Genomic DNA, 16,468 nt, shown 5'->3' with positions numbered 1-16,468 from the left:
AGATTCTGTGATATTGTTTAGCTGTTAAATGGAAATGAGGAGGAGTGCGGTAAAGTGCAAGTAGTAGATACGCATAATAGACCTTTACGGGATTTAAGGATATCTGTTACAGATAGATGCAATTTTAGATGTAGTTACTGTATGCCTAAAGAAATATTCGGTGTTGACTATCCTTTTATGAATAAAAATGAACTTTTGTCTTTTGAGGAAATTGTTCGATTGGCTAAGATCTTTGCTGAGTTAGGTGTTGAAAAGATTAGGCTGACCGGAGGGGAACCCTTATTAAGAAAAGATCTACCTAAACTTGTTGAACAATTACATAAAGTGAATGGAATAAAATACATTACCTTGACCACTAATGGTGTATTTCTAGCTAAATATGCTAAGCAATTAAAAGAAGCAGGGATTTGTCGTGTGAATGTCAGCTTAGATTCGTTAGATGATGAGTTATTTAAACGGATTAATAATATGGGAACTGGTGTTAATCCAGTACTTAAGGGGATTTTATCAGCAAGAGATGTGGGGTTAGAAGTTAAAGTGAACATGGTAGTCAAAAAGGGATTAAATGACGATCAAGTTCTTCCGATGGTCCGCTTCTTTAAAGAAGAGGGCATTACTTTGCGTTTTATTGAGTTTATGGATGTGGGATCTTCTAATGGATGGAGTTTAAATGAAGTTGTGACGAAAAGAGAGCTGTATGACATGATTCGGAAAGAATATTCGTTAGTAGCCATGGATCCAAGCTATTTTGGTGAAGTGGCGAAAAGGTATCGCTTTAAAGGAAGCAAATCAGAGATTGGTTTTATTTCTTCAGTTTCCGAAACATTTTGCGGTTCTTGTACAAGAGCAAGAATATCTGCAGATGGTAAGCTTTATACATGTTTATTCGCATCAGTAGGGTACGACTTAAAGGGTCACTTACGTTCTAATATGCCAGATGAGCAGATCTCAGAAGTGTTACGAAATCGCTGGAATAGACGAAGCGATCGCTATTCTGAAATCAGAACAGAGCAAACCCAAAACAAACCCAAAATTGAAATGTCCTATATTGGTGGGTAAGTTTCCAATGACCGGATCCATAAAAAAACTTCCCAATTTAGCTTCTTTTGACTCTCTATAACGCCTATACTATAATTATACTGTTATGGACAAATAAAGAGGTGGTTGCAAGTGTTAGAGAAACTTCAAACCTTAGAAGATCGTTATGATAAGCTTAATGAATTGCTAAGTGACCCGGAAATCGTGAATGACTCCAACAAATTACGTGAGTATTCTAAAGAACAAGCGGGTCTTGAGGAAACCGTACAAGCGTACCGTGAATATAAGGACATCTCTCAACAACTAGATGACGCTAAAGCTATGCTAGATGATGGTCTAGATGACGATGAGATGAAAGAAATGGTGAAGGAAGAAGTAAGTGATCTTTCCACGCAGAAATCCAACTTGGAAGAGCGTCTTAAGATTCTTCTTATTCCAAAAGATCCAAATGACGAAAAGAACGTTATTATGGAAGTTCGCGGAGCAGCAGGTGGAGACGAAGCTGCGCTATTCGCAGGTGACCTGTATCGCATGTACTCCCGTTTTGCTGAGTCTCATGGCTGGAAAACGGAAGTTATTGAAGCACACGAAAGTGAAGTGGGTGGCTATAAAGAGATTATCTTTATGGTGAACGGATCAGGAGCATACTCCAAGCTGAAATTCGAAAATGGGGCACATCGTGTTCAACGTGTTCCTCAAACAGAATCAGGCGGTCGTATTCACACGTCTACTGCGACTGTTGCTGTTCTTCCTGAAGCTGAAGAAGTTGAAGTGGATATCAACGAAAAAGATATTCGTGTCGACACATTCGCTTCAAGTGGACCAGGAGGACAGAGTGTTAACACCACAATGTCTGCTGTACGTTTAACACACGAGCCTACTGGAACCGTTGTATCCTGTCAGGACGAAAAATCCCAGATCAAGAACAAAGAAAAAGCCATGAAAGTACTACGTGCACGTATTTACGAAAAAGTTCAACAAGAAGAACAAGCGAAGTACGATGAGCATCGTAAATCTGCGGTAGGTTCTGGTGACCGTTCTGAGCGTATCCGTACGTACAACTTCCCGCAAAACCGTGTGACAGATCACCGTATCGGTCTTACAATTCAAAAGCTTGATCAAATTCTAGAGGGTAATCTAGAAGAGATCATGGAAGCTCTTCTTATTGAAGAACAAACAAAAGCACTCGAACAATTGGGTGAATAATGATGGCAAAAACAATTTTTGAAGCCCGACGTTGGGCTTCTCTTTTTTTAGAAGAGAACAATCGAGAAACAAATGTCGGCGTGCTCTTACTACAACATCACATGGGCATGTCTCGCTCGCAATTGTTAGCGGAATCTCGCTTAGAGCTTCAAGAAGAGACGTGGTTCCAATTCCAAAAAGACGTAGAAAAACATGCTGAAACAGGAGTACCAGTTCAGCATTTAATTGGTGCCGAAGAGTTTTTCGGTCGAACATTCAACGTAAACAATCATGTTCTCATACCTCGCCCTGAAACAGAGGAGCTTGTATTAGGTGTGATCAATCGACTTAAACAAAAAGAACGTCCTTTAAAAGGTGTGGATATCGGAACAGGTAGCGGCATTATTGCAATAACACTTGCGCTGGAAATTGAAGGATTATCCACATATGCAACAGATCTTTCCACTGATGCATTAAACGTTGCCAAAGAGAATGCAAGACAATTAGATGCAGATGTCCACTTTTCCCAAGGAGATTTCCTTGAATCACTCTTGAGACAAAATGAAAAAATGGACCTGATCGTATCAAACCCGCCCTACATTCCTGAAAGAGAACGTGAATCCTTAGAGGATGTTGTGGAAAAGTATGACCCAGATATGGCTCTTTTTGCAGATGACGATGGCTTAGCAGCATACAAAAAGATTATGAAGCAAGTGCCGCAAGTTGCGAATGAAGGAGCATTGCTGGCATTTGAAATTGGGCATGATCAAGGCGAAGCAGTATCTAATATCATCAAGGAAACTTATCCACAGTCTGAACCTCGGGTCGAAAAAGATATTAACGGAAAAGATCGAATGGTTTTTGTCTGGATATAAAAACTCAGCCTGAATGACCTCTTCACCAAGAGGTTCATCTCAGGTTTTTTGTTTAGGTTGATGTACTCACCAGAAACAATGATATTCAGTAGTATGGCAGTTATCTTGAATAAGCTGGTGCGGGATGGTTCCGTTACATTTATGCAGTGCGGCGGGCTGTGGAACGGGTTGCTTTCCCCGGAAGACCGATCGAGCTTCCTCGTCACTTCGTTCCTGCGGGATCTCGCTCGCCCTTTCTACCGGAGGAGTCAACCCGTTCCACAGCCCACCTTAGCCGAATGGTGAATAACGGAACCGCAGCTATCGTAAGGTTTTCTGATTTAGAATAAGTGGTTAAATCATATATGTATCAAAGTGATCTAAATCCTTCCTTATATGTTAAGGATTTTAGTATCTAAATTCGAATTTCCTTATGTAAAAAATTAAATAACTCAAGCCATGGGTCCGTTAACCTACATAAACGTAAAGGGGTGAGGGAAACGGCAAACTCCCGCGGTAGAAAGGGCAGATGAGACCCCGCAAGGAGCGTAGCGTATGAGGAGGCTCAGCTGGTCTTCCGCAGGAGTATTGCCGTTTCTCTGAACCCCTACCTCTCATAAAAGCAACGGACTGCTCTCAACTTATCTCGATTCCAAGTCTTCAAGATAAGGGGGCTTTAATGGAACTAGTAACAGTTTCTTTTGCCACCTATATCCACCACAATCTCTAACATTTAAATTTTTGCTAGATTCAAAGTATAAATACTAGATTCCCCGACCATACTTGGGACTAAGAACAAGTTACGGAAGGGGCGGGGCAATATGAGAAAGAAAAAAATGATTTGGGGAATTGTAGTTTTAGCACTTTTGGTGACGGTGTTTCCGATGACGCTTCAAGGTCAACAAAATACAAATAACCTGGACCAATATCAGGTGATTCCAGACGAAGCGATTCGTCTTCGTATTCTAGCAGATAGTGATGGTAAAAAGGACCAAGAAATTAAGAGAGAAGTTCGTGATGCAGTAAATGCTGAGATTACAGATTGGGTTAAAGAATTAACTTCTATTGAAAAAGCTAGAGACATGATTGAATCTCGTCTAGATGAATTAGAGGTTATTGTGGAAAACGTGTTAGAAGAGAACAATGTAAGTCAATCTTATTCAGTAGATTTTGATGAGAATGTGAAGTTTCCAACGAAATTATACGGATCATACATTTATCCAGCAGGAACATATGAAGCGATTTTAATTACACTTGGTGAAGGACAAGGCGCCAATTGGTGGTGTGTGTTATTTCCACCTTTATGTTTCTTAGATTTTTCAAACGGAACATCTGTAGCAGCCGCTGAAGAAGACCCTGTGGATAAAGAAGAGAAAGTTGCCTCTGCAGAAGGTGAGAAAGGTGTAGAAGTAAAGTTTTTCTTATTTGAATGGTTGGGTTCTCTGTTTAGTTAATAACTTTTCTGTAGAATCTAGCATATTTCCATTACCCCTACATAGATTTACTAGTAAAGAACAATAGGGAGAGTGAAATATGCTAGCGATACAAAGAGTTCGTGATTATGACCTGGAGACGATGAAAGAGTTTTTTGGAGTACGATTGGAACAGTTGGATGATGAGAAAAATTTGTATGACCATGGATACTATGTGGAGATCAATCGAGATCGAAAAGGATTCTTTGCGCTTGAGCCAGTAGAAGAGGAGAGCGTGTGGTTGAAATCTTTATACTTACAACCTGGGGTGGACCCAGGGGTGGTTCTTTCTCTTTTTGAACTGGTTGAAGCTTATGCAAAAGAACATGATATTCACAACATCTATGTATATAGTCACCAAGCAGGGTTAGATACACTGCTACAATCCCAGCAATATGCCCCGGTTACAGAAGGTAATATCCCAGATTCTCTAGAGGATCAACCAGGAGAAGATGGGAAATGGTGGTGTTATCGTGTGGAGAAATCATAAAAGTTATTAACAGTTGTGGATAAGTTCTGTTGATATCCTGTGTTTTTCTTATGGATAACCATCGATTTATACACAATAAAAGAAGCATCCAGTGGATAAACCCTCTGGATGCTTCTTTTTTATTAATCAGATGTCTAGCTCCAGCGCCCAGCAACGAAGGGACTTCCCTCGCCTCCGTTCGATAAGTCAACATCAAATTGTTTCTGTGTTTCCTTTACACATTTGATGACATGAAATTTTAGCGAAGGAGTATTTCGGTGTAGTTAAAATTTCTAGGTTAAAGTACCACGGCAACTACGCTTCTGTCTATCTCCTACCGGCTTGCCAATCAGCAAGTTTAGTTAATCTCACTACAGGCTCAGTCCAGTCCCTTCGTTGCTAAATGGGCGCTTGCGCTTTTCTGTGTTTACACTGCTTTTGCGTTCACAGAAACCTCAATATTCCCTTTTGTTGCTTTAGAATAAGGGCAGAAATCGTTAGCTTTTTGAACAAGTTCATCTGCTTTAGCTTGATCAACGCCATTCATTTCAACGTTAATCGTTGCTGCTAAACCAAATCCGTCACCTTCTTTTCCAATATGAACATCAACTGTAGTCTTGGATTCAATTTTTTCTCCTGCTTTATCAGCGATTAGGTTTAGTGCACCATCAAAGCAAGCTGCGTACCCACTTGCAAAAAGTTGTTCAGGGTTTGTGCCTTCTCCGCCAGAACCGCCCATTTCTTTTGGTACAGTTAGATTTTCTTGAAGCGTGTTATCTGATGTGGACACTTTTCCGTCTCGTCCACCTTCTGCTGTTGCTTGCGCTGTGTATAATGGTTTCATGTAAATCCCTCCATTAAAATGATAAAATGCACACAGTATATGGTTACCCGTTTCACACAGATTTACGCTTCTGAATAGGTTAGCCACTTGCTATTCATATCCGTAAAGCCTCATAATGAACAGTAGATTGAAAGGAAAGGGTGCTCCAATTTGAGTACGTTTGAGACGAAATATTGGAATATGCGTGATCATGTAGATCATGCGTCACTTCAACAAGCAGCAGAACTTTTACAACAGGAAGAAGTCGTGGCATTTCCTACAGAAACCGTGTATGGATTAGGAGCAGATGCGACAAGTGAAAAAGCTGTACAAAAAATTTTTGAAGCTAAAGGACGTCCGGCGGATAATCCGTTGATTGTTCACATGGCGAAAAAAGAGCAAATTCATGAAATTGTTCAACATATACCAGAAATAGCACACAAATTAATGGATCGTTTTTTACCAGGTCCATTAACGCTTATTCTAAAAAGCAATGGCCGTTGTGCGCAAAATGTAACGGCAGGGTTATCCACAGTTGCTGTGAGAATTCCAGATCATCCTGTGGCGATCTCTATTTTAGATGAGTGTGGATTACCATTGGCTGCGCCAAGTGCTAACCTGTCTGGAAAGCCGAGTCCAACACGTGCCGAACACGTTTATAACGATTTAAACGGTCGGATTGCAGGGATCATTGATGGCGGTCCTACAGGAGTGGGAGTGGAATCTACTGTCTTAGACTGCAGTGGTGAAAAGCCGGTGATTTTGCGTCCAGGTGGTGTAACCAAGCAAGATTTAGAAGAAGTGATCGGTGAAGTAGAAGTAGATCCGGCGCTTTCCAATCAGGGAAGCAAACCTAAGTCTCCTGGAATGAAGTACACCCATTACGCACCAGATGCTCCAATGTGGTTAATTGAAGGAGATCTGAGTTTTTTTCAGAATCAGATTGAACAATTAAAACAGAGTGGCAAGAGAGTTGGCGCTATTGTGAGCAATGAACATGCTTCTGAGTTGGAGGATGCTGTCATACACACATGTGGATCCAAAGAAAATCTGCGGGAAGTAGCCGTCCAACTTTATCATGCATTACGCTCTTTTGATCAAGAAGATGTTGATGTGATTTTGTGTGAAAGCTTTCCTGAAGATGGGGTAGGGCAAGCTGTGATGAACCGATTAAAGAAGGCAGCTACACAAAAGATTAGCCAAACATAGTTCAAACTTCTAAATCCCTCTAGGTACGCATATGCTGAACTAGCATGTCCTAGGGGGATCACTTATGTTGTCAGTAGCATATATTGGTGAATTTATAACATTGTCTCTAATGGCAATTGCATTGGGAATGGATGCATTTTCAGTTGGATTAGGAATGGGGATGATCCCACTACGACTTCGACGCATTTTTTCTATTGGGGTGGTTGTCGGGCTCTTTCATGTAATAATGCCTTTTGCTGGGATTATTTTAGGTTATTTTTTATCAAGCCATTTAGGTTCAATCGCTACATATGCTGGTGGTACACTTCTTTTAATCTTAGGAGTGCAAATGTTCTTTTCATCGTTTAAAGATGATTCTGGACCAATGATTAAGCCGATCGGTATGGGCTTGATAGTCTTTGCATTAAGTGTGAGTCTCGATAGCTTTTCAGTGGGGTTAAGTCTTGGAATGTCCAATGTTCGAACAGCGCTCACATTAATTCTCTTTGGTGCATTTAGCATGTTACTGACTTGGGGAGGATTATTGCTTGGTAAAAAAGTAAGAGGTGTTCTCGGAAAATATAGTGAAATGTTTGGTGGGAGCATTCTTTGTTCATTTGGTCTTCAATTGATCTTAAGTTAAAACCCCTTTAGGTGCCGTGTAATCCCTACACGGTATTTTTTATGTTTATATATATACAAGTAGTGGTACGGGTATACTGGCGAAGCAATCTTGTATAGGTTGCTTTGCGTTGAGTTATGCTATGAAAGATTTTGAAGTGAATGAAGTTCGTTGCAATGCCAAAAGAGGTGCAAAGTCTGTGGATATTTTATTTTTATTGACCATTTTTATTCTTGGTTTAATCGGTTCCTACGTATCAGGTTTAGTTGGGATCGGTGGAGCCATTGTCAATTATCCAATGTTGTTGTACATTCCGCCTCTCTTTGGTTTTGATGGGTTTAGTGCCCATACAGCTGCCGGTGTTGTAGCTGTACAAGTGTTAGTCGCTTCGTTTGGAGGGGCATGGGGGTATCGAAAAGGGAACCACTTGCATAAGCCTCTAATAACGTACATGGGAATTAGTGTTTTAATCGGAAGTTTGATAGGTGGATTTGGAGCAAAGTTCTTATCGGAACAATCCATCAACATCGTTTACGGCATATTAGCTTTAATTGCAGTAGCTATGATGTTAATTCCTGTAAAAGATGTGTCAAAACAGGAAGATCCTCATTCATTTAACAAATGGATTGCTGTCATATCAGCATTTTTAGTAGGAATCGGAGCGGGGATTGTAGGAGCAGGAGGTGCATTCCTTCTTGTTCCCATTATGTTAACTCTACTTCGCATCCCGACAAGAGTAACGATTGCTTCATCACTTGCCATTACAGTGATTTCATCGATTGGAGCCGTAACAGGCAAACTGTTTTCAGGTGATGTTCCTTTATTCCCTGCTATCGTAGTGGCTGTGGCAAGCGCGATTGCCTCTCCATTAGGAGCAAAGACAGGTAAGAAAGCTAACACAAAAATATTGCAAGTAATTTTAGCTATTTTAATAATCGGCACAGCAATCAAAGTATGGTGGGGTATTTTATTTTAAAAAATAAAAAGGAGGAGTATATATGGCTATGGAACCTCTAACAGTAAAAGAATTAGCTCAGAAAATATTGAATAAGGAAGACGTATTCTTACTAGACATCCGTAAAGAAGATGATTACGAAGGATGGGCAATTGAGGGTGAGACAGTCCAAAGTCTTAATATCCCATTTACACAGCTTAAAAATGGTGTTGAAGATGTAAAGCCGAAGTTGCCAAACGATCAACCAATCTATGTAGTTTGTGCTAAAGGAATTTCTTCACAAAATGCAGTAGAGCTTTTAGAAGAAGCTGGTGTACAGGATGTTACCTACTTAAAAGGTGGCATGACTGCATGGAGCGAGCATCTTGAACCTGTTAAAGTTGCGAACCTCAAAGGTGGAGGAGAGCTGTATCAATTCCTCCGAATCGGAAAAGGTTGCTTATCGTATGTAGTAGCTGCAGATGGTGAAGCGGCTGTTATTGATGCAAACCGTATGATTGGAGAATATAAATCGTTTGCTGAAGAAAAAGGCTTAACGATTAAGCATGTTTTCGATACCCATCTTCATGCAGACCACATTTCAGGTGGAAAGACACTAGCTGATGAAACGGACGCAAATTACTGGTTCCCACCAAAAGATGATGAAGGATTAACGTTTGACTATAGCCCTCTTAAAGATGGTACGGATGTTCAGCTAGGTAATCAAACCGTTACGATTTCTGCCTTCTATTCTCCTGGTCACACCATTGGCAGTACAAGCCTTATTGTAGACCAACAGTTCTTAATGACAGGAGATATTCTATTCGTAGAATCCATCGGTCGTCCAGACTTGGCTGGTAAAGCTGATGCTTGGGTAGATGACCTAAGAAAGACGTTATATGATCGCTATAAAGAATTGTCCCAGGAGCTTATCGTACTTCCGTCTCACTTTGGTAAGATGGAAGAGATCAACGATGATGGAACCGTACAAGCGAAGTTAGACGAGCTTTATAGTAACAATGATCGCTTGCAGGTGAAGGATGCAGAAGAATTCCGTCACATTGTTACGGACAATCTACCTCCTCAGCCAAATAGTCACGAACAAATCCGCAAAACGAACATGGGCAAACAAGAACCAGATCAGGACGAACGCCGCGAAATGGAAGTCGGCCCGAACCGTTGTGCTGTATAAAATAATGAATTTTTAAGGTACCGTGTTTCACGGTACCTTTTTAAAATTGAGGTTTATTAACATTGTCGTTGATATATTTTTTTCTGTTATCTGGAAGTAATCTTGAATAAGCTGTTTTGTTGAGTAGGTGGGCCCGTTGCCAATTTGAGAACCACTGTCCGTCGTTTTTCTCGGTTAGGAACTGCTCTCCAGCGGTGTGGTGTTGTATTCCGTCGGGTAGAAGCTGTATTCCGTCGGGTAGAAGCTATATTCCGTCGGGTAGAAGCTATATTCCGTCGGGTAGAAGCTGTATTCCGTCGGGTAGAAGCTGTATTCCGTCGGGTAGAAGCTGTGTTCCGTCGGGTAGAAGCTGTATTCCGTCGGGTAGAAGCTATATTCCGTCGGGTAGAAGATGCATTCCGTCGGGTAGAAGCTGTGTTCCGTCGGGTAGAAGATGCATTCCGTCGGGTAGAAGCTATATTCCGTCGGGTAGAAGCTGTGTTCCGTCGGGTAGAAGCTGTATTCCGTCAGGTAGGCACTGCATTCCGTCGGATAGCCACTGTATTCCATCAAGGCAGCCTCCCCTGCACTGTCCCGCATTATCTCGAATCCAAGTCTTCAACAATAGGGGGCTTTAATGGAACAACATTTAACAGAAACATAACTAAAACCTAGCTCTAGAACGCTTGGCATTTTCTTTATAAAGACGGCAATATTTTTTCTTGTTATAATAAGATGAGGAACGTTTGGAGGGTTCAAGAGATGAAACATATACTATTTGTTTGTACAGGGAATACGTGTCGGAGCCCTATGGCAGAGGCATTGTTGAAGAAAAAAGATTCCAATATTGAAGTAAGATCTGCAGGTATTTTTGCACATAATGGATCACCTGCATCACAAGGGACAGTAGAAGCCTTAAAAGGTCAGGATGTTGAGTTGGATCATCGCTCCCAGCCTGTAACGAAAGAGCTTTTACAATGGGCGGATATTGTGCTGACGATGACAAAACAGCATAAACAAAATTTAATACTAGAGTTTCCTAAATTTGAAGAGATTATTTTCACCCTCAAAGAATATGTGCTTGAAGGTCATGAGGGCGACTGGGAACGATTGAAACAAGTTTACTCTACCTTAGAAGATAAGAAGACCGTTTTTCTACAAAAAAACAGACACAAATATGAAAATAATACAGAACTAGAAAAAGCCTTATGGTCACATCTTAAAGAGGAAATTGAACTCATTAAAGAGATCGAATCAACCCTTCCGAATATTGATATCTCAGACCCCTTCGGTGGAAGTCTCGACACCTATGAAAGAACGCTTTCAGAAATAGAAAAACATATTGAACTTTTGCTGAAAAAATTAGACAATGAGTAGGGGATGAGAAAAGGTTCAAGGACCTTTTGCTTAGATTAATATTAGGGGGATGTGCTACATGAAAAAGCGTTATCGTGCGAGTTTACGCTTGAAACTGGTTATGCTTATATCAGTTTTAGCGGTGATTACGTATTCAACAAGTGCTTTTTTTATCTATGGACTTTATGACAAAGTTCAAAACTTATTGGGAATGTCAGAAATGATGTTCACCATTCTGACTTTATTGTTGGGGATCATATGGTCAGGGATTTTAGCTTATTTTGCTGCAGGTTTTATCACAAAACCACTTCATAACTTAGAACAAGCGGCTACTCTAGCTGCTAGTGGGGAAATTACGAATGAGCTTGTCGTATCCAAATCGGATGATGAAGTTCGCTCATTAGGTGTTGCTTTTGAAACAATGCTCTCAAACCTAAGAGACATGGTACATAATATTGAGCAAAATTTCGAAGACACCAACCACTCGGTTCAAGAAATCAAAAAAGCTGCTGAACAAGCTACTCAGCAGGCACAGATTATCGGCGACACAATTGGGGATATATCGCAAGGAGCCGAAAATTCATCCATGGCTATTCAGCAAACAGCTGAGGCTGTGGATCAAACAACACAGCTTGCGACACAAGTTCAGGAAAAAGCGCAGAGCTCTGAGGAAATGTCCAAGCATATGTTGGTTACCTTAGGAAATAGTAAGGATGTTATTCACTCGCTTGTATCGGGAATCCAAAGTATAGCGAAAGAACAAGAACTTTCGCTTGAAGCGGTAAACCGTCTAGAAACCAATGCGCAAAAAGTTGATGACATTATCTCGCTTGTCGGAGATATCGCAGAACAGACGAACCTTCTTGCATTAAACGCATCCATTGAAGCAGCTCGTGCAGGAGAGCATGGAAAAGGATTTGCTGTTGTAGCTGAAGAAGTAAGGAAGCTAGCGGATGAAAGTGCAAATGCCGTACAAGGTATATCCGATCTAATAACCAATATGCAACAAGACGTAACTCAAGTCGTAAAACAAATCTCAGAACAAGTGGAATTTGCTCGTACTGAAGCAAACAAAGGCGAAGAAACAAACAATGCGATTGCGAATATGTCTTCTTCTGTAAATGAAGTTGCCACAGCAGTAAGTGAGATTACTTCTCTAGTTGATCAACAGCTGACGTCATTACAGGAAACATCTCAACAATCTCAAGAGGTTTCTGCCATTGCTGAAGAAACATCAGCAAGTGCCCAACAAGTGAATGCATCTGTCCAAGAGCAAACCAATTTAATTGAAAATATTGATCAAATATCGCATGCTTTATCTGAGAATGCACAAAGCTTACAACAACAAATACAGCGATTTAAATTGAATCATTAATAAAGAAAAAGCTAGCCTCTAATTACTTGAGGTAGTCATCATAGAAATCCATTATCATCAAGAAAGGATGAATAAGAATGAAAGTAATTTTAGCATCTGACCACGGTGGCGTGAACATCCGTAAAGAAGTAGCAAGTCTACTAGAAGAAATGAACATTGAATATCTTGATATTGGATGTGACTGCGAAGACTCTGTCGATTATCCGGATTATGGAATTCCTGCTGCTGAACGTGTGGCAAATGGTGAGTTCGATCGTGGTATTTTAATTTGTGGAACAGGAATTGGTATGTCCATTTCAGCTAACAAGGTAAAAGGAATCCGTTGTGCCCTTGTACACGACGTATTTACTGCGAGAGTAACAAGAGAACACAATGATTCCAATGTACTGACAATGGGAGAGCGTGTAATTGGCCCGGGCCTTGCACGTGAAATTGCGAAGACATGGTTAGAAGCTGATTTTGAAGGTGGACGTCATGCGAACCGTGTCAAAAAAATTAAAGAATACGAAGGATAAATCTTTCATAAAAAGGAGAAGTGTGCATGATACAAGTGTGTCTTCTCCTTTTTTAATAGGAGGGTGAGTATGCTCTCAGTTGAACAAGTTCAACAAGATGTACGAAACGCTTTAGAAGAGTGGAAAAGTCTCGAGTATTTAATGCATAATGATATTTTTGTTGTAGGGTGCTCGACAAGTGAAGTGGCCGGTGAGCATATCGGTACTTCAGGTAGTGAACAAATCGCGCAAGTTTTATTTGAAGAGATGGAATCCTTCAAGCAAGAAACAGGGGTTCATCTTGCATTTCAAGGTTGCGAACACATCAATCGAGCGCTCGTTATAGAAAGAGAAGTTTTAAACGCAAAAGGGTTAGATGAAGTCGCAGTAGTTCCAGTAAGAAAAGCTGGAGGCTCTATGGCTTCATACGCTTATAAACATTTCAAAGACCCAGTTATGGTGGAAGAAATCACTGCAGACGCAGGCATTGATATTGGAGACACATTGATCGGCATGCACCTCAAAAGAGTGGCAGTTCCTGTTCGATTGAAACAGAAATCAATCGGCTATGCCCACGTCACTTCAGCAAGAACGCGACCGAAACTTATTGGTGGTGCTCGAGCTGTCTATGAGCGAGCAGATGCTGAGCATTGTGATTAAAGAAAAGCGCAAGCGCACGTTGCTGGGCGCTGGAGCTAGACATCTTTAAGGAAAACTTATACCTTCATCACTTTTAAAGATAAGATTTAAGGGGGAGTATGAAATGAAACATATACAAAACGTAGATCCAGAAATTATGGAAGCCATTGATCTAGAGCGTGGACGCCAACAAGATAAAGTAGAGCTTATTGCATCTGAAAACTTTGTGTCTGAAGCCGTTATGGAAGCGATGGGCTCTGTTTTGACGAACAAATATGCTGAAGGATATCCTGGTCGCCGTTATTATGGCGGTTGCGAATACGTGGATATCGCTGAAAATATAGCCATTGAACGTGCGAAGAAACTATTCGGTGCAGATCATGCTAACGTTCAACCTCACTCTGGCGCGCAGGCGAACATGGCTGTATATTTTACAGTCCTAGAGCCAGGCGATACCGTGCTAGGCATGAACTTGAACCATGGTGGACACTTAACACATGGTAGCCCAGTGAACTTCAGTGGTACCCTGTACAACTTCGTGGATTATGGTGTAGACGAATCTACAGAACAAATCGATTATGAAGCGGTACGTGAGAAAGCGAAAGAAGTTATGCCAAAGATGATTGTAGCAGGGGCAAGCGCTTATCCGCGTCAAATCGATTTTGCAAAGTTCCGCGAGATTGCTGATGAAGTTGGAGCATATTTAATGGTAGATATGGCGCACATTGCTGGGCTAGTGGCAACAGGTCTTCATCAAAATCCAGTTGAACATGCTGATTTTGTTACAACGACAACACACAAAACACTGCGCGGTCCACGTGGCGGTATGATTCTTTGTAAAGAAGAATACAAGAAGAAAATTAATAAATCCGTATTCCCCGGCATGCAAGGTGGCCCGTTGATGCACGTCATCGCATCAAAAGCCGTAAGCTTTAAAGAAGCGCTAGACCCAAGCTTCAAGGAATACTCTGAGAATATCATCTCAAATGCAAAACGCTTAGGTGAAGCGCTACAAAAAGAAGGTATTCGTCTAGTGTCAGGTGGAACAGATAATCACTTGCTATTACTAGATTTACGCCCTATGAACCTAACGGGTAAAGTTGCTGAACAAGCGTTAGACGATATTGGAATCACGACGAATAAAAACACGATTCCTTTCGACCCAGAAAGTCCGTTCGTTACAAGCGGTCTACGCATTGGTACTGCAGCCGTAACCACTCGTGGCTTTGGTGAGAAGGAAATGGATGAACTAGCTTCGATCATGGCGTTTACCTTAAACAACCACGAAGACGAAGAAAAATTAAAAGAAGCAAAAGAACGCGTCCTAAAACTAACTGGTCAGTTCCCACTTTATCAATAATGGAAAACCCTCATTCCTTGGAATGGGGGTTTTTTATGTGGATAGGAAAACTTCTAAAACTTATAGGTCTATTTGCTTGAATATCTAGGAAAAAGGGTGCATAATAGATATACAAATATTGTTCAAAACATATACAAAAGTGAGGTTTATTCATGAATTTATTTACAAAAAAACGTCCGGAACCCCGTTTTCAAGCAGATATTCAGTATAAACAGCCTGTGCAACATGTACATACATCAGATGAAGATTTAAATGGACGCATTCGTTACATGCACTTAACCAATGAGCATTTAAATAGCTTAAAGGAAATGAAGCCAATTGTAATGGAACTAACCGATGAGCTTTTGGATCGCGTACTTGATCACTTGCATCATCATCCCGAGTTGAGTGCAATTGCAAACGCTCACAGTTCCAATGAAGCATTAAAACGAGTATTCACGATGTATTTTGATAGCATTTTTTCCGGCAATATTGATGATGCGTATCTCCAGCTTCGCAAACGTATTGGGAGCACACATAACGGTGTTCAACTACCTATTGCTTGGTTTTTGGCAACGTATTCAGCACTTAGCTCACTCCTGATTCCTAAAGTAGTCGAATATTTTCAGGATAGACCGGCAGAACTATCGAATGCTCTAGTAGCCGTCACAAACATTCTAAATTTGGATGCACAGCTTGTTGTTGATTATTATGTAGAAGTTCGCATGAACCAGATCGAAGAGGCCAATTCTCAAAATGAACAGTTACGACAAGAAATGATTTCTCTAAGCCAGGAGGTCGCAGCTTCCGTTCAACAAACAGGAGCTTCCATGAACGAAACGTCTGTAAAAGCTGAACGCATTCGTAAGGCTACCCACAACACGCAAAAGAGTAGTCAAAACCTGATAAGTTTAACCGACCATAATGATGCAAAAGTAAGTGAAATGATGAGCTCTTATCAGGAGGTAATTGAACAATTCAATAAAAGCATGAAAACCATGGAGCGGTTAGAAGAGCTATCGAAGCAAATCACCTCGATCACAAATCAGATTGAGGATATATCGGATCAAACGAATTTACTAGCTCTTAATGCTTCTATTGAAGCGGCTCGTGCTGGTGAAAGTGGAAAAGGTTTTGCCGTTGTAGCTGAAGAAGTGCGTAAACTAGCAGAGAATTCTAAGAAAATGAGTAATCAGATAAACGGAATTACAAAGGAAAGTAATGACAATATCCATGAGCTTTTAGGATCTATGCAAAACATGAATGAATCGACCATGCGCTCTCAATCCGATATGAAGCAAGTAAACCAAGGGTTAGATACGGTACGTATGGAGATGAATCAATATCTCGATATGTTTGCTGAAAATAAAGCCGACCTCGATACAATAGTAGATGCCATTCAAGACATTCATGGAACAACCGACAATTTATCTTTGCTAGCGGAACAATTATTAACCAAAACAGAAGCATAACCGAAATCCTCCAAATCTTTGGGGGATTTTTCTTTTA

Annotated in this window: 17 protein-coding genes; 15 read left to right on the top strand and 2 right to left on the bottom strand. The window is 40.8% G+C overall.

All coding sequences use genetic code 11. The features are described 5' to 3' along the window. The first annotated feature begins 21 nt into the window (after nt 1–21). The 5 genes from moaA to GS400_RS18130 all read left to right on the top strand — a co-directional run bounded on the left by moaA (nt 22) and on the right by GS400_RS18130 (nt 5,039). Nucleotides 22–1,059 carry a GTP 3',8-cyclase MoaA gene (gene moaA, locus GS400_RS18150; RefSeq protein ID WP_370519803.1) on the top strand — a complete coding sequence of 346 codons (1,038 nt, stop codon included), beginning with the start codon at nt 22–24 and terminating at the stop codon, nt 1,057–1,059. A gap of 111 nt (nt 1,060–1,170) precedes the next feature. Next, entirely contained in the window at nt 1,171–2,244 is a 1,074-nt protein-coding gene (gene prfA / locus GS400_RS18145; RefSeq protein ID WP_160104130.1) for a peptide chain release factor 1, read from the top strand. A gap of 2 nt (nt 2,245–2,246) precedes the next feature. Next, nucleotides 2,247–3,098 (top strand): peptide chain release factor N(5)-glutamine methyltransferase, encoded by an 852-nt coding sequence (gene prmC / locus GS400_RS18140; RefSeq protein ID WP_160104129.1) that lies wholly within the window; start codon nt 2,247–2,249, stop codon nt 3,096–3,098. A gap of 800 nt (nt 3,099–3,898) precedes the next feature. Further along, entirely contained in the window at nt 3,899–4,531 is a 633-nt protein-coding gene (spoIIR, locus tag GS400_RS18135) for a stage II sporulation protein R (protein ID WP_160104128.1), read from the top strand. A 79-nt stretch (nt 4,532–4,610) separates the two neighbouring features. Beyond that, the gene (locus GS400_RS18130; RefSeq protein ID WP_160104127.1) at nt 4,611–5,039 is read left to right on the top strand and encodes a GNAT family N-acetyltransferase; all 429 of its coding nucleotides are present in this window, start codon (nt 4,611–4,613) and stop codon (nt 5,037–5,039) included. A gap of 406 nt (nt 5,040–5,445) precedes the next feature. On the opposite strand, the gene GS400_RS18125 is transcribed toward GS400_RS18130, so the two are convergent. After that, nucleotides 5,446–5,862 carry an organic hydroperoxide resistance protein gene (locus GS400_RS18125; protein WP_160104126.1) on the bottom strand — a complete coding sequence of 139 codons (417 nt, stop codon included), beginning with the start codon at nt 5,860–5,862 and terminating at the stop codon, nt 5,446–5,448. A gap of 180 nt (nt 5,863–6,042) precedes the next feature. Here GS400_RS18125 and GS400_RS18120 point away from each other — a divergent pair, with 180 nt between their 5' ends. The 4 genes from GS400_RS18120 (at nt 6,043) to GS400_RS18105 (ending at nt 9,777) form a co-directional block, all read left to right on the top strand. After that, the gene (locus tag GS400_RS18120) at nt 6,043–7,050 is read left to right on the top strand and encodes an L-threonylcarbamoyladenylate synthase (protein ID WP_160104688.1); all 1,008 of its coding nucleotides are present in this window, start codon (nt 6,043–6,045) and stop codon (nt 7,048–7,050) included. Between the two features lie 64 nt (nt 7,051–7,114). Next, on the top strand, nt 7,115–7,672 hold the full coding sequence (locus tag GS400_RS18115) for a manganese efflux pump MntP (RefSeq protein ID WP_160104125.1): 558 nt from the start codon (nt 7,115–7,117) through the stop codon (nt 7,670–7,672). Nucleotides 7,673–7,850: 178 nt separating this feature from the next. Next, nucleotides 7,851–8,627, top strand: a complete 777-nt coding sequence (locus tag GS400_RS18110; protein WP_160104687.1) for a sulfite exporter TauE/SafE family protein — start codon at nt 7,851–7,853, stop codon at nt 8,625–8,627. A gap of 22 nt (nt 8,628–8,649) precedes the next feature. Beyond that, nucleotides 8,650–9,777 (top strand): MBL fold metallo-hydrolase, encoded by a 1,128-nt coding sequence (locus GS400_RS18105; RefSeq protein WP_160104124.1) that lies wholly within the window; start codon nt 8,650–8,652, stop codon nt 9,775–9,777. 174 nt (nt 9,778–9,951) lie between these two features. Here the strand turns inward: GS400_RS18105 and GS400_RS18100 are convergent, their stop codons facing one another. Further along, on the bottom strand, nt 9,952–10,326 hold the full coding sequence (locus GS400_RS18100) for a hypothetical protein (RefSeq protein ID WP_160104123.1): 375 nt from the start codon (nt 10,324–10,326) through the stop codon (nt 9,952–9,954). A gap of 192 nt (nt 10,327–10,518) precedes the next feature. On the opposite strand from GS400_RS18100, the gene GS400_RS18095 reads away from it, so the two are divergent. The 6 genes from GS400_RS18095 (at nt 10,519) to GS400_RS20410 (ending at nt 16,431) form a co-directional block, all read left to right on the top strand. Then, nucleotides 10,519–11,133 (top strand): low molecular weight protein arginine phosphatase, encoded by a 615-nt coding sequence (locus GS400_RS18095; RefSeq protein ID WP_160104122.1) that lies wholly within the window; start codon nt 10,519–10,521, stop codon nt 11,131–11,133. Nucleotides 11,134–11,191: 58 nt separating this feature from the next. Then, nucleotides 11,192–12,487 (top strand): methyl-accepting chemotaxis protein, encoded by a 1,296-nt coding sequence (locus tag GS400_RS18090; protein WP_160104121.1) that lies wholly within the window; start codon nt 11,192–11,194, stop codon nt 12,485–12,487. A 77-nt stretch (nt 12,488–12,564) separates the two neighbouring features. After that, nucleotides 12,565–13,002 carry a ribose 5-phosphate isomerase B gene (gene rpiB / locus GS400_RS18085; RefSeq protein WP_160104120.1) on the top strand — a complete coding sequence of 146 codons (438 nt, stop codon included), beginning with the start codon at nt 12,565–12,567 and terminating at the stop codon, nt 13,000–13,002. Nucleotides 13,003–13,071: 69 nt separating this feature from the next. Continuing rightward, on the top strand, nt 13,072–13,641 hold the full coding sequence (locus GS400_RS18080) for a TIGR01440 family protein (protein ID WP_160104119.1): 570 nt from the start codon (nt 13,072–13,074) through the stop codon (nt 13,639–13,641). Nucleotides 13,642–13,744: 103 nt separating this feature from the next. Then, complete coding sequence (gene glyA, locus GS400_RS18075; protein WP_160104118.1) at nt 13,745–14,980, top strand: serine hydroxymethyltransferase; 1,236 nt, start codon at nt 13,745–13,747, stop codon at nt 14,978–14,980. Nucleotides 14,981–15,132: 152 nt separating this feature from the next. Next, nucleotides 15,133–16,431 (top strand): globin-coupled sensor protein, encoded by a 1,299-nt coding sequence (locus GS400_RS20410; RefSeq protein WP_160104117.1) that lies wholly within the window; start codon nt 15,133–15,135, stop codon nt 16,429–16,431. Nucleotides 16,432–16,468 lie beyond the last annotated feature (37 nt).

The organism is Pontibacillus sp. HMF3514, assembly GCF_009858175.1.
In the GTDB taxonomy this organism is placed as follows: Bacteria; Bacillota; Bacilli; order Bacillales; family BH030062; genus Pontibacillus.
Note: the sequence above shows the minus strand (reverse complement) of the source record. Positions and strands in the feature narration are given on the sequence as shown.

What these genes read in the sequence shown, in the direction of transcription:
- GS400_RS18125 (WP_160104126.1), bottom strand. Translation starts at nt 5,862, where the DNA reads ATGAAACCATTATACACAGCGCAAGCAACAGCAGAAGGTGGACGAGAC.
- spoIIR (WP_160104128.1), top strand. Translation starts at nt 3,899, where the DNA reads ATGAGAAAGAAAAAAATGATTTGGGGAATTGTAGTTTTAGCACTTTTG.
- rpiB (WP_160104120.1), top strand. Translation starts at nt 12,565, where the DNA reads ATGAAAGTAATTTTAGCATCTGACCACGGTGGCGTGAACATCCGTAAA.
- GS400_RS18100 (WP_160104123.1), bottom strand. Translation starts at nt 10,326, where the DNA reads ATGGAATACAGTGGCTATCCGACGGAATGCAGTGCCTACCTGACGGAA.
- GS400_RS18080 (WP_160104119.1), top strand. Translation starts at nt 13,072, where the DNA reads ATGCTCTCAGTTGAACAAGTTCAACAAGATGTACGAAACGCTTTAGAA.
- prmC (WP_160104129.1), top strand. Translation starts at nt 2,247, where the DNA reads ATGGCAAAAACAATTTTTGAAGCCCGACGTTGGGCTTCTCTTTTTTTA.
- GS400_RS18090 (WP_160104121.1), top strand. Translation starts at nt 11,192, where the DNA reads ATGAAAAAGCGTTATCGTGCGAGTTTACGCTTGAAACTGGTTATGCTT.
- glyA (WP_160104118.1), top strand. Translation starts at nt 13,745, where the DNA reads ATGAAACATATACAAAACGTAGATCCAGAAATTATGGAAGCCATTGAT.
- GS400_RS18095 (WP_160104122.1), top strand. Translation starts at nt 10,519, where the DNA reads ATGAAACATATACTATTTGTTTGTACAGGGAATACGTGTCGGAGCCCT.
- GS400_RS18105 (WP_160104124.1), top strand. Translation starts at nt 8,650, where the DNA reads ATGGCTATGGAACCTCTAACAGTAAAAGAATTAGCTCAGAAAATATTG.
- GS400_RS18130 (WP_160104127.1), top strand. Translation starts at nt 4,611, where the DNA reads ATGCTAGCGATACAAAGAGTTCGTGATTATGACCTGGAGACGATGAAA.
- GS400_RS18115 (WP_160104125.1), top strand. Translation starts at nt 7,115, where the DNA reads ATGTTGTCAGTAGCATATATTGGTGAATTTATAACATTGTCTCTAATG.
- GS400_RS20410 (WP_160104117.1), top strand. Translation starts at nt 15,133, where the DNA reads ATGAATTTATTTACAAAAAAACGTCCGGAACCCCGTTTTCAAGCAGAT.
- GS400_RS18120 (WP_160104688.1), top strand. Translation starts at nt 6,043, where the DNA reads ATGCGTGATCATGTAGATCATGCGTCACTTCAACAAGCAGCAGAACTT.